Raw genomic sequence first — 12589 nt, forward strand, 5'->3', positions numbered from 1 at the left:
CGAGCGACTGTTTAGCAAAAACACAGGTCTGTGCGAAGCCGTAAGGCGAAGTATACGGGCTGACGCCTGCCCGGTGCTGGAAGGTTAAGGGGAGTGGTTAGCCGCAAGGCGAAGCTATGAACCGAAGCCCCAGTAAACGGCGGCCGTAACTATAACGGTCCTAAGGTAGCGAAATTCCTTGTCAGGTAAATTCTGACCCGCACGAATGGCGTAACGACTTGGGCGCTGTCTCAACGAGAGATCCGGTGAAATTTTAATACCTGTGAAGATGCAGGTTACCCGCGACAAGACGGAAAGACCCCATGGAGCTTTACTGCAGCTTGATATTGGACTTTGGTACGGTCTGTACAGGATAGGTGGGAGCCTTAGAAGCCGGAGCGCCAGCTTCGGTGGAGGCGCCGTTGGGATACCACCCTGATCGTATCGGAGTTCTAACCTGGGACCGTGAAGCCGGTTCGGGGACAGTGTCAGGCGGGCAGTTTGACTGGGGCGGTCGCCTCCTAAAGAGTAACGGAGGCGCCCCAAGGTTCCCTCAGAATGGTTGGAAATCATTCGAAGAGTGCAAAGGCAGAAGGGAGCTTGACTGCGAGACCTACAAGTCGAGCAGGGACGAAAGTCGGGCTTAGTGATCCGGTGGTACCGCATGGAAGGGCCATCGCTCAACGGATAAAAGCTACCCTGGGGATAACAGGCTTATCTCCCCCAAGAGTCCACATCGACGGGGAGGTTTGGCACCTCGATGTCGGCTCATCGCATCCTGGGGCTGAAGTAGGTCCCAAGGGTTGGGCTGTTCGCCCATTAAAGCGGTACGCGAGCTGGGTTCAGAACGTCGTGAGACAGTTCGGTCCCTATCTGTCGCGGGCGCAGGAAATTTGAGAGGAGCTGTCCTTAGTACGAGAGGACCGGGATGGACGTACCGCTGGTGTACCAGTTGTCTCGCCAGAGGCATAGCTGGGTAGCCAAGTACGGAAGGGATAAGCGCTGAAAGCATCTAAGCGTGAAGCCCCCCTCAAGATGAGATTTCCCACATTGGTAAGACCCCTTGAAGACGACGAGGTAGATAGGTTGGAGGTGGAAGTGCAGCAATGCATGGAGCTGACCAATACTAATCGGTCGAGGGCTTATCCTAACGAAGATGATTTGATGATTTGCTTTCGCATTCAGTTTTTAAGGTACAAACCTTATCTGTTTGGTGGCGATAGCGGAGGGGTTCCACGCGTACCCATCCCGAACACGACCGTTAAGCCCTCCAGCGCCGATGGTACTTGGACCGCAGGGTCCTGGGAGAGTAGGACGCTGCCAAGCAGACAAAGACCACTGACTTCTGTCGGTGGTTTTTTTCTATATTCGGAGGAAGTCAGGGAACGCGGGGAACGGACAGGGCATGGCATCCTTGGAGGGGGAAGCGCATCTTGGAGACGTATCCCGTCCAGAGGCGTGATTGCATCTTGGAGGCGTATCCCATCCCCCATCCAGAGGCGTCATCGCATCTTTGAACGTACCCCATCCGGGGACATCATCGCACCTTGGAGACGTACCCCATCCAGAAGCGTCATTGTACCGTGAGGCATAAGCCCATCCTCAGACAGGATCGCATCCAGAGGGACTATCGCATCGAGGAGTTTGCGTTGCTCTCTGGGGCTGAGCGTGGGGACGGAGCGTGTAGAGGGAATTGCTGCAATTTTACAGGAATTTTGGCACAATGAGCCCATATGCAGTGGAGATCCTGCAAATCTACATCATTTTGCTCGCAATTGCACCCGATTGAAGCAAAAAGGAAAAAAATCCTGCACTTTTGCAGGATTCCCTTTTTGGTGAAGTCGTGCATTCCGAATTGCTGCACTTTTGCAGGATTTCAATTTGATGAAGTCGTGAAATCGAATTTTTGATGAAATCGTGAAATCGAATTCTGGCCATTTCTGAGGATTTCGTTTTCGAAAAAATCGTGTCCAAGAAATCAGGCAGTTCGGCGAGGTATCAGCATCTTACCCAAACAAAAAAACACCCACAGCGGGTGTTTTTCATATATTATGCTTTATAGACGGTCATCTCTCCGGACGGCAGCTTGATAAGTCCATCCTTGCTAGCCGATTGGGCAGCGATAGTGGCGTACAGGCGCGGCGCGATCGCCCACAGATGCCAGAACAGCAGCTGCAGGGTCAGGCCGAGAGGAAGCCAGGGCATAAGCACCAGCAGGACAAGAAAAGAAATGAGCGTCGTATGCCATAGTATTTTTCTCCAGTACCGGAGACTGATGAATTGTTGATCCTGCGGCAGGAAGCCGATCCAGGGAAGATGGAACCTCCATATCCATCGCTTTTTGAATGTATACCGATCCATCACGAAGATAGAACGCGCGATTACATAATGAATCCAGACGATAACGATCCACGAAGTCCCGATGTAGGCGACTCCCCATAGACCGCTCATTCCTATCGAGGCCGCCAGCGCGGCCGCGCCGAACAGCAGATACATGTACATAAATACCCGATGGAACCGAATCCGCTTTAGGAGCTGGTAATTGTAAAAGGTGCGCTCACTACGGCTCAAGAAAGCTCCTCCTTTTGGTTGCGTCACGAATTGAGGAATATGATATATATCGGAATTTGATCTATGAAAATGTAGAAGGGAGTTCAGATCTGCTGCAGAAAGGAAGCCGAAAAAGAGGTACAGACCGTACATACACCAAATGCGGCCCTTCCTCATACGTATATATAAATATGTGAAATGAACTATGAAACTGGTATAGCTTTATAGAATTCGGGGCATACTAACCATAAAATTATAGAAGGTGGGATGGCCATGGAACATCAGGAGCCCCACTGCATCATTTGCGGTGAAGCAACGGAAGACGGCATCGTGGTTGTCAATCAATTCATTTGCACTTCCTGCGAACAAGAAATGGTAAGGACCGACGTTCAGGACCGAAAATATCCTTTTTTTATTCATCGGTTAAAACAATTGTGGGTGCACATGAATGTATAAGGCAGCAAACAAAAGAGCCTGGACCTTTTTGGGCTCTTTTTTGCCGTTTCCCCAGAGGAATGATGAAGCTCTGCCCGATTTGCGATACAATGAAGGAACAAGAAATAAGTGTTCGAAAAAGGCGGGCTATTGGCAATCGAAGGTTCTAGGAACCCGAAGCGATTATAAGCGGACCTTTTTGAACAACTTTTTAGAAGGGGCAGACTTCAGAGTGTATAACGGAGAAGAATCCTTTTCACGTCACATTCATCAGCAGGCGCCATTGGTTGGCGCGATGCTTGACTATATGGAACGGCGTTCGGCCTCCTTCCATGTTCCGGGTCATAAGGATGGCGCCCTGTACCGCCGGATGGCGAACGAATGGCCGCACCCGGGCAAGGAACTGCTGTGCAGCATGGCCTCTCTGCTCGCCATGGATACGACCGAGGTCGAGGGGACGGACGATCTGCACCACCCGACCGGCCCGATCGCGGAAGCCCAGCGTCTGGCGGCGCGCTGCTTCGGGGCAGAGGAGACGCATTTTCTGATAGGCGGAAGCACGGCGGGCAATATGGCGCTTCTCCTGAGCAGCTGTACCCGGCCGGGCGATCTTATCATTGTGCAGCGCAATGTCCATAAATCCATTTTGCATGGACTGATGCTGGCGGGGGCGACGGCGGTGTTCCTGACGCCGCGGACTGATCCGGCGACCGGATTGGCGGCCGTCCCGGAAGCGGAGACGGTACGCGAGGCGTTGAGCCGCTATCCGCAGGCCAAGGCGGTCATGATCACGAACCCTAATTATTATGGGATGGGTGCCGATATAAGGGAGATGGCCCGCCTTGCCCATGATCACGGCATTCCTTTGCTGGTGGACGAGGCGCATGGGGCGCATTTCGGATTTCACCCGGCCGTCCCCCCTTCTTCCCTGTCGATGGGAGCGGACGGGGTCGTCCAGTCGACGCATAAGATGCTGGGCGGGATGACGATGAGCGCCATGCTGCATGTGCAGGGGCCCCTCCTCGACCGGGACAGGCTGAAGCAGGTGTTAACGATGCTGCAGAGCTCCAGCCCTTCGTATCCATTGATGGCTTCGCTCGATTTGAGCCGCTACTGGCTGGAGCAGCATGGGGCAGGCGCCTTGGAGCCTGGGCTGGAGGCGGCACGTTGGCTGAGAGAACGAATCGGGGCGATGCCGGCGTTCGAGCTGGTGCCGTTACCGGACAGCTCGGCTGCCCATCATTATCAAGATCCCTTTAAAATCGTCCTCCGGGATCGGAATGACCGCCTCAGCGGCTACGAGCTGCTGGACAAGCTGTCCGCCCATGGCTGCGTGGCCGAGATGGCCGACCCGCGGTACGTGGTGGCCGCGCTCAGCCTGAGCACGTCGATGGCCGATGCGGAAAGGCTGGCTGAGGCTCTGGAAGCGGTGGCGGTGACCATTGGCGATGCGCCGACATATACTACGATGCGGGCGAATGACATGGTCGAGGATGCCGCCGAGGCCGCCGTATCGGAGCCCGTGCCGTTCTCGCTGTATGAAGCGACACGGGCGAAGACGGTGCGGATACCGGTTAGCGAAGCGGTCGGCGCGATTACGGCCGAGACGGTAACTCCCTATCCGCCAGGCATACCGCTGCTCTACCGCGGCGAGCGCGTGACGGAGGCGGTGGTCCGGCAGCTTGAGCGTCTGGCGGAAGCCGGGGCGAAATGCCACGGAGCCGGAGATCCGACGCTCCGGACGATACAAATTATGGCGAACGAGATTAACGGCACGGAAGAGGAGACGCAGGATGAGCAGTATGAATAGAAGCGAGTGGCCAGGCTGGTTCATTACGATGGAAGGAGGGGAAGGAGCCGGGAAGACGACGGCGATGCGCAAGCTGGCGCTCCATCTGGAGAACCGCGGGCTTGACGTTGTCGTCACGCGTGAGCCGGGCGGCATCGCGATCTCCGAGCAGATTCGCAGCGTCATTCTCGATCCGGCGCATGTCGGCATGGATCCGCGAACGGAGGCGCTGCTCTATGCGGCGGCCCGCCGTCAGCATCTGGTGGAGCGCGTGGAGCCCGCGCTCCGGCGGGGAGCGATCGTGCTGTGCGACCGGTTCGTCGACAGCAGTCTTGCTTACCAGGGCTATGCACGGGGTATAGGTATGGAAGAGGTATGGGATATTAACCGGTTCGCCGTGCATCATACAATGCCGGATATTACGATCTGGTTCGACATTGACCCGGAGGCGGGGCTGGAGCGCATCCGAGCGAACCGCTCCCGCGAAGTGAACCGGCTGGATACGGAGCAGCTGGCATTCCACCAGGCGGTCCGGGAAGGCTATGAACGGCTTGCCCGCCAATACCCCGAGCGAATCGTGCGCGTCGATGCCTCGCAGACGGAAGAGGCGCTTCAGGAGCAAATAATCGACATTTTATCCGGAAGAACGCAGGATTTCGGGCCCCGCATGTGTAAATAAATAACCATATTCTTAATTCTAGGGTAAAATGAGTTCAACCAATCAAAGGAGGATGATAGGCATGAAGATGATTGTGGCCATTGTTCAGGACAAAGACAGCAACCGGTTGTCCAGCGCGTTAGTGAAAGCGAATTTCCGGGCCACCAAGCTGGCCAGTACGGGAGGATTTCTGCGGGCAGGCAATACGACCTTCATGATCGGTGTCAGCGATGATCAAGTCAGCACGGTTCTGAACGTCATCCGTAACAATTGCAAGGTGCGCGACCAATTGGTGACGCCGGTTACCCCGCTTAGCGGAACGACGGATTCCTATATGCCGCTTCCGGTGGAAGTGCAGGTTGGCGGTGCGACTGTCTTTGTAATGCCTGTTGATCGGTTCGAACAATTTTAATAATCGTATAGAAAAGTCCGCTTTGAACACTCAATTTAGAGCATGATAGAATGCAGGTGGATAACAAGTGAAGATAAATCCAGGGTTCCGGCCCCTCGGCCAAGATATGCGCATAGGGGATACGGTGGCGAAGCCCGTTCAGCAGAAATCATTTGCGGATATAATGCAGCAGCAGGATGGCCAAGCGAGCAGGGATGAGTTGCAGCAGCGCCTGCAGGATATTTATCGTCAAGGAGAACGGCTGGCGAAGTCGATGACCGTCAGAGAACTCCGGCAATACCGGAATATGGTGAAGCGGTTCCTGGAAGATACGGTCCGCCGGGGCATCACGCTGCGCGACTCGCGCGGATGGGATCGCCGAGGCCGCAATAAGCGTTACAAGCTGGTCGAGGAGATTGATGCCGCGTTGATTGCTCTGGCGGAGGAGCTGCTGGAGACGGAACAAGGCAAAATCGAATTGCTGCAAAAGGTTGGAGAGATCCGCGGTATGCTGATCAATTTGAGCTTTTGACAGCGTTCAGGAATGGAAGGACTTACAAGCGATGTCGTTTCAACAAATAATCGGACAGGAAAGGGCAAAGACCCTACTGCAGAACGGTCTGCGTTCGGGTAAAGTCTCGCATGCCTATTTGTTCAGCGGGCCGAAGGGAACGGGGCGGCTGCAGACGGCGCTCACCTTCACGAAGGCGCTTTTCTGCGAGAACGCAACGGATGACGCCTGCGGCGAATGCTTGTCATGCCGCAAGATCGAGCATGGCAACCACCCGGATGTGCATGTGATTTCACCCGAAGGCCAGAGCATCAAAATCGATCAGGTGCGGGAGCTCCAACGGGAGTTCGCCTACCGCACACAGGCGGAAGGCCGGAAAGTGTATATTATGGAGCAGGCGGAGACGATGACCGTGCAGGCGGCCAACAGCCTGCTCAAATTTTTGGAAGAACCGATGAGCCCGATCGTCGCGATCCTGATCACGGACAATGGACAAGCCATGCTGCCCACGATTCAATCGCGCTCGCAATGGGTGCCTTTTACCCCGCCGGATCCCCAAATCATCTATAATGCATTGGTCGAGGAGGGCTGCTCTGCCTTGCTCGCCCGGGCGGCCGTTCATCTCGTCAACGGAATAGGGGAAGGCAGGGAACTGTGCCAGCAGAATTGGTTTGCAGAACTGAGAAACGTAATGTTACAATTAGGAAAGGAGTGTGGGACACGGTTGTCATCCGCACTTCTTATGGCACAACAGAAGGTGTTCAAGACCGAGCTTGGAGAACATACGGACATGTTGTTCCGTCTGTTCCACCTCTGGTTTCGTGATATGCTGAATTATCAATTCAACCGACAGGAGAACCTCGTCTTTTGCGATCAGCTGGATGCAATAGGCAGAATAGCCTGGTCGAAATCGGCGCAGGGATGGATCCGATGCATGGCCGCGGCAGCAGAAGCGCAGAAGCGGGTACGCGCCAATGTCAGTCCGCAGCTTGCATTTGAACAGTTTCTGGTTGGAGTGCAAGGAGGTACATGATTGTATAACGTGGTCGGCGTCCGCTTCAAGCGAGCGGGCAAAATATATTACTTCGATCCGGTGGAATGGCCGGTTCAGCGGGATGAGCACGTTATCGTCGAGACGGCGCGGGGAATCGAATACGGCAAAGTCGTCATCGGCCCGAAGATGGTCGGCGAGAATGATGTCGTACTTCCCTTGAAGAAGGTCATCCGCATTGCCAACGAGGCTGACGCTACGCTGGTGGATTCGAACCGGCAGGCGGCGAAGGATGCCTTTACGACTTGCATGGACAAGATACGGGCTCATCAGTTGAAGATGAAGCTGGTTGATGTCGAATATACATTTGATCGGAACAAAATTATTTTCTATTTTACGGCCGAAGGACGCGTCGATTTCCGTGAACTGGTCAAAGACCTGGCGAGCGTCTTCCGGACCCGGATTGAGCTGCGGCAGATTGGGGTACGGGATGAGGCGAAGATGCTCGGCGGCATCGGCCCATGCGGCCGCGTCCTGTGCTGTTCATCCTGGCTCGGCGACTTCGAGCCGGTCTCGATCAAGATGGCCAAAGATCAGAATTTATCGTTGAATCCTACCAAAATTTCCGGTCTGTGCGGCCGGCTCATGTGCTGCTTGAAATACGAACATGATAATTATGAGAGCGTCAAGGAAGAACTTCCGGCGGTAGGGAAATGGGTAGTCACGTCGATCGGCGAAGGCAAGGTCGTCGGCCTGAATGCCGGTGAACGCAAGGTTCACGTTCAATTGGCGGATATCAACAAAGTGAAGGAGTTTCCTTTTGACGACGTCGTAGTGAAATAATGAAGCGTACTTTTCACGCTCTGGGGTGGGAACTTGGAGAAGAAAGACATTTTTGCGCAAATTCATGATATGGAAACGCATATGGGAGACCTTCATCAAGAGCTGGGTGCGCTGAAATACGTCGTCAAGGAGCTGCTCGAAGAGAATCAACGCCTTCGTATGGAGAACCAGCGGCTGCGCCAATTGCTCCATCAGGAGCATCAGGATCAGCAGCCGGAATCCCTCGTCGAAGCGGAAGGAGCATCGGCGCCCGCAGCGGATGCCCGGAACGCCGAAGGGGAAGAGCAGGAAAATGTGGTGGGCGAAGGATACGACAACTTAGCGCGGCTGTATCATGAAGGCTTTCATATTTGCAACGTCTATTATGGGCATTTACGAACGGAAGGCGACTGCTTGTTCTGTCTCTCCTTCCTAAATAAATAACGAGAGCCGTAGGTAATGGGGAATCGAATTCCTGCCTACGGCTTTTCTTCATACTCCAGGCTGCATCGATAAGCCCCTAAGCACAAGAAACAGGAAGGAGTTACCGATATAGAATGAAGACACACGGTAAGGAAAGCGTCATCCTGCAGCCTTCGGAACGGCTTGATGATCTGTTGACTCATGAGCTTCGCATCATTCAGAGCCCGGAGGTATTCAGCTTTTCGATGGATGCCGTTCTGTTGGCACGCTTCGCCACCGTGCCAGCCAAGGGCCGGATTATGGATCTATGCACCGGCAACGGGGTCATTCCGCTGCTTCTGTCGACACGCACCAGAGCCGCGATCGAAGGGCTGGAGATTCAGCCCCGCTTGGCGGACATGGCCCGGCGGAGCGTCGCCCTGAACGGCCTCGAGGAGCGCATCCGAATTCACGAGGGGGATCTGAAGGAGTTCGAACCGGATCCGGACCGTCCGTTCTATGAGCTGATTACCGTGAATCCTCCCTATATGCCGCTGCAGGCCGGAGAACCGAAGCTGAGCGAGCATCAGGCCCTGGCCCGCCATGAGCTGGCATGCACGCTGGAGGACGTAATCGCCCGGTCGGCCCGCTGGCTGCGAACGGGCGGCAAGCTGGCGATGGTGCACCGCGCCTCCCGGCTGGGCGATATCATCGCCTTGATGCGGGCTTACCGGGTCGAGCCGAAGCGCATTCGCCTTGTCCATCCGCGCATCGGAACGGAAGCGAATATGGCGCTCATTGAAGCCGTGCGCGACGGCAAGCCGGACGTGCGTATTCTCCCGCCGTTAATCGTTTATAATGAAGGAAATACGTATTGCCAGGAACTGATGGATATCTATTACGGCAAGTCGCCGCAGTTGAAGGATGGGTCATATGGAGATCAATGAGCAATTCAGCTATGAGGGGAAAGATGAAGGGGGATGCCTGTATCTCGTGGGCACTCCGATTGGCAATCTGGAGGATATAACGTATCGGGCCGTGAGAATGCTCCGGGAAGCGGATATCATCGCGGCAGAGGATACGCGCGAGACGCGAAAGCTGCTCAGCCACTTCGAGATTCAGGGTAAGACGTTATACAGCTATCATGAGCATAATAAGCAGGCCAGCGGACCGGAACTGACCCGCTTGATGCAGGAAGGAAAGCGTATCGCCCTTGTGAGCGACGCCGGGCTTCCGGCTATATCCGACCCGGGCGCCGATCTGGCCGCGATGGCGATCGAAGCGGGGCTGCCGGTTATCCCGATCCCCGGTCCGAATGCGGCGCTGTCCGCGCTAATCGCTTCCGGGCTGCCGACGGACCGGTTCACCTTCGTCGGGTTCCTGCCTCGGGAGAAAAAGCGGGCCGCCGACATCCTGGCCTCCTTGGCGGGTGAGGCAGGCACCATGCTGTTCTATGAATCGCCGCATCGGGTAGAGAAGACGCTGGAACGGATGGCCGAAGCATTCGGTTCCGGACGTCGCGCCGCGTTGGCGCGCGAGCTGACGAAGCGGTACGAACATTTCGTACGCGGGACGATTGTGGATTGTCTGGCCTTTCTTAAGGAGAAGCCTCCGATCGGAGAGTATTGCATCGTCGTGGAAGGCGGCGCCAGCGCGCCGGGAGCAGGGGCGGACGCCGTCTGGTGGAGCGGGCTGAGCGAGCAGGAGCATGTGGCGCATTATGAGGATCAGGGGAGCGCCCGAAAAGAGGCCATGAAGCAGGCAGCCAAAGACAGAGGCATCTCGAAGCGGGATATCTATGAAGCGCTGCTGCAGGATAAACGGGAAGAAGACTAATTGGTGATTCCGGCTCATCCGCATGAGCCGGGCAGGAGGGTCCCGAAGCCGGGGCCTTAAGGCATGGTTACCTGCGGCTGCACGTCGGCGCAAGCCGGCAACCGGGTCTGTAGGCCTTCGGAACATCCTCTCCAAGGCAAAAAAAAGACCTTCATGGTCGGGTTCTAAACCATGAAGGCACCAAGGAAGATATGAAAAAGGTTAGAATTAACAAGTTGATTAGTGCTATTATAACCTATTTTTTTTATTTTGTCACAGGTTGAGGGATTTCAGATATACATTCGTGGCAAACAATTTTTCCTTTGAAGTATGTAACGTTCTCTGCATTGCCGCAGAAGATGCAGGCAGGCTCATATTTTTTGAGCATGATGCGCTCTCCATCCACGTAAATCTCCAGCGCATCTTTTTCACCAATGCCCAAGGTGCGGCGAAGCTCGATTGGAATAACGACACGACCCAGTTCATCAACTTTGCGAACGATACCAGTGGACTTCATCATATTCAACGCTCTCCTCTTAATTACATAATGTGTCATGATTCGACAATTTTCTGATTGACTGTTTATTATCGTACCAACCATTCCCATATTAGTCAACCTATAAAATGGATAATTTTTATGCTAATTTATGGTTTTTATTAATTTTTTATCTGATTTTTAACTGATTTTAACGTATCTATTCCCGTTTTTACGCTTTAGTGGTATTATATGTTACCTGATGGCAATCGGGTACGACGCATCCGCCCAATTTCGACAACTTGGCCAAATGTGAAAACGATGTCGAAATGGAACGGATGTCATTTTATAGTGGATTGTTATGCCGAAGCCTTATCAGCGCTGAACCCGTCACAGGAGACCAAGGAGGGAATGATGATGCTGCAAGAAGAAAAAGTGTTCAAGGATCCGGTTCATAATTATGTGCATGTCCAAGATCGGACAATCTGGGATCTGATCAATACGAGCGAATTTCAACGGCTGCGTCGTATCCGCCAGTTGGGGACTTCCTATTTTACGTTCCATGGGGCGGAGCACAGCCGCTTCTCCCATTCGCTCGGCGTCTATGAGATTACCCGCCGAATCATTTCTCAATTCGAACGGAACCGTTATGCGGACTGGCCCGAAGAAGAAGGGCTGCTCGCTCTGTGCGCCGCCCTCCTGCATGATGTGGGGCACGGGCCGTTCTCCCACTCGATAGAAGAGGCGTTCGGCATGTTCCACGAGGACTGGACTTGCCGTATTATATTGGAAGATACCGAGATCCACCGCGTATTGGCCAGGATCGATACCGGATTTCCGGAGAAGGTCGCATCCGTCATTCGCAAATCATACGTCTCTCCCATTGTCGTCAATCTTGTATCCGGACCGCTCGATGCCGATCGGATGGATTATTTGCTGCGGGATGCCTATTTCACCGGCGTCAATTACGGCACCTTCGATCTCGATCGCATATTAAGGCTTCTCCGCCCGCATAAGGATCGGATCGTCGTGAAGGAGAGCGGCATGCATGCGGTGGAGCATTACTTGCTCTCCCGGTATGAGATGTATTGGCAGGTCTATTTCCATCCGGTGACCCGCAGCTCCGAGATGCTGCTGCGTCATATTTTCAAGCGCGCGGCGGAGCTGTACCGGGAAGGCTTTGCGTTTCAGTTCTTTTTGCCGCCGCTTACTTCGCTGTTCGAGGGAACGATCGGAACCGCGGATTATTTGCAGCTGGATGAAGCTCTGGTGCAGACGACGTTCATGCAATGGCGCCTGGAGAAGGACGAGCGGTTGGCCGACTTGTGCGAGCGGTTCATGGAGCGTAAACTATACAAATATATTGAAACGGACCAATTGGATAAAGCGACGGAGCGCCGCCTGTCCCAAGTCTGGGCGGAAGCGGGACTCGATCCGGAGTATGACTTGATGTTCGACTCCCCATCGGACAATCCGTACGATGTGTACCGGGTAGGGGATGAACCGACGCAGCAGCATATTTTGCTGCTCGATCCGTATGGCCGCGTCATGGAGCTGTCGAAGAAATCGGATATCGTCCGCTCGATTAGCGGCATCCGGAGAGGGAAGCATTATATTTACTTTCCGAAGGACAAGCTGGAAGCCGTTCAGCATGCGCTGCCGGCCGATGTGAGGCAGCTGTTCCTGTCGGGGGAGACCGGATAACAACCGCTTTTCCCTTCATCTAAGAGGGCGGGGAGCGAACCCGAACGGCAGCAAGCCGGATATTCAT

13 protein-coding genes and 2 rRNA genes (1 of these 15 cut by a window edge) are annotated in these 12589 nt (G+C 54.4%); 13 read left to right on the plus strand and 2 right to left on the minus strand.

All coding sequences use genetic code 11. From position 1 onward, the window contains the following. Positions 1–1129 (plus strand): 23S ribosomal RNA (locus tag L6439_RS28055) (it extends 1815 nt beyond the left edge of the window). A gap of 59 nt (positions 1130–1188) precedes the next feature. Further along, positions 1189–1305, plus strand: a 5S ribosomal RNA gene (gene rrf, locus L6439_RS28060). A gap of 723 nt (positions 1306–2028) precedes the next feature. Here the strand turns inward: rrf and L6439_RS28065 are convergent. Beyond that, the gene (locus L6439_RS28065; protein WP_213471544.1) at positions 2029–2550 is read right to left on the minus strand and encodes a hypothetical protein; all 522 of its coding nucleotides are present in this window, start codon (positions 2548–2550) and stop codon (positions 2029–2031) included. 252 nt (positions 2551–2802) lie between these two features. On the opposite strand from L6439_RS28065, the gene L6439_RS28070 reads away from it, so the two are divergent. The 10 genes from L6439_RS28070 to rsmI all read left to right on the plus strand — a co-directional run bounded on the left by L6439_RS28070 (position 2803) and on the right by rsmI (position 10364). Continuing rightward, positions 2803–2985, plus strand: a complete 183-nt coding sequence (locus L6439_RS28070) for a sigma factor G inhibitor Gin (RefSeq protein WP_168180939.1) — start codon at positions 2803–2805, stop codon at positions 2983–2985. A gap of 211 nt (positions 2986–3196) precedes the next feature. Further along, the gene (locus L6439_RS28075; RefSeq protein ID WP_213471545.1) at positions 3197–4774 is read left to right on the plus strand and encodes an aminotransferase class I/II-fold pyridoxal phosphate-dependent enzyme; all 1578 of its coding nucleotides are present in this window, start codon (positions 3197–3199) and stop codon (positions 4772–4774) included. Continuing rightward, positions 4767–5432 carry a dTMP kinase gene (gene tmk, locus L6439_RS28080; protein ID WP_213471562.1) on the plus strand — a complete coding sequence of 222 codons (666 nt, stop codon included), beginning with the start codon at positions 4767–4769 and terminating at the stop codon, positions 5430–5432. Before L6439_RS28075 ends, tmk begins: the two co-directional genes overlap by 8 nt. Before the next feature lie 61 nt (positions 5433–5493). Further along, complete coding sequence (locus L6439_RS28085; RefSeq protein WP_168180937.1) at positions 5494–5823, plus strand: cyclic-di-AMP receptor; 330 nt, start codon at positions 5494–5496, stop codon at positions 5821–5823. Positions 5824–5890: 67 nt separating this feature from the next. Beyond that, the gene (locus L6439_RS28090) at positions 5891–6334 is read left to right on the plus strand and encodes a YaaR family protein (RefSeq protein WP_168180936.1); all 444 of its coding nucleotides are present in this window, start codon (positions 5891–5893) and stop codon (positions 6332–6334) included. A gap of 31 nt (positions 6335–6365) precedes the next feature. Then, entirely contained in the window at positions 6366–7346 is a 981-nt protein-coding gene (gene holB, locus L6439_RS28095; RefSeq protein WP_213471546.1) for a DNA polymerase III subunit delta', read from the plus strand. Next, positions 7347–8147, plus strand: a complete 801-nt coding sequence (locus tag L6439_RS28100) for a PSP1 domain-containing protein (RefSeq protein WP_168180934.1) — start codon at positions 7347–7349, stop codon at positions 8145–8147. It abuts the gene before it with no gap. Positions 8148–8180: 33 nt separating this feature from the next. Beyond that, positions 8181–8570, plus strand: coding sequence for a DNA replication initiation control protein YabA (gene yabA, locus L6439_RS28105; RefSeq protein WP_168180933.1), 390 nt, complete (start codon positions 8181–8183; stop codon positions 8568–8570). A gap of 113 nt (positions 8571–8683) precedes the next feature. Next, positions 8684–9475, plus strand: a complete 792-nt coding sequence (locus L6439_RS28110; RefSeq protein ID WP_168180932.1) for a tRNA1(Val) (adenine(37)-N6)-methyltransferase — start codon at positions 8684–8686, stop codon at positions 9473–9475. After that, the gene (gene rsmI, locus L6439_RS28115) at positions 9462–10364 is read left to right on the plus strand and encodes a 16S rRNA (cytidine(1402)-2'-O)-methyltransferase (protein WP_168180931.1); all 903 of its coding nucleotides are present in this window, start codon (positions 9462–9464) and stop codon (positions 10362–10364) included. Before L6439_RS28110 ends, rsmI begins: the two co-directional genes overlap by 14 nt. A gap of 244 nt (positions 10365–10608) precedes the next feature. On the opposite strand, the gene L6439_RS28120 is transcribed toward rsmI, so the two are convergent. Continuing rightward, positions 10609–10863 carry an AbrB/MazE/SpoVT family DNA-binding domain-containing protein gene (locus tag L6439_RS28120; RefSeq protein ID WP_005545514.1) on the minus strand — a complete coding sequence of 85 codons (255 nt, stop codon included), beginning with the start codon at positions 10861–10863 and terminating at the stop codon, positions 10609–10611. 372 nt (positions 10864–11235) lie between these two features. On the opposite strand from L6439_RS28120, the gene L6439_RS28125 reads away from it, so the two are divergent. Beyond that, positions 11236–12522: an HD domain-containing protein gene (locus L6439_RS28125; RefSeq protein WP_168180930.1), complete on the plus strand. Its 1287-nt coding sequence runs from the start codon at positions 11236–11238 to the stop codon at positions 12520–12522. Positions 12523–12589: the final 67 nt, after the last annotated feature.

Source organism: Paenibacillus dendritiformis (genome assembly GCF_021654795.1).
Taxonomy (GTDB): domain Bacteria; phylum Bacillota; class Bacilli; order Paenibacillales; family Paenibacillaceae; genus Paenibacillus_B.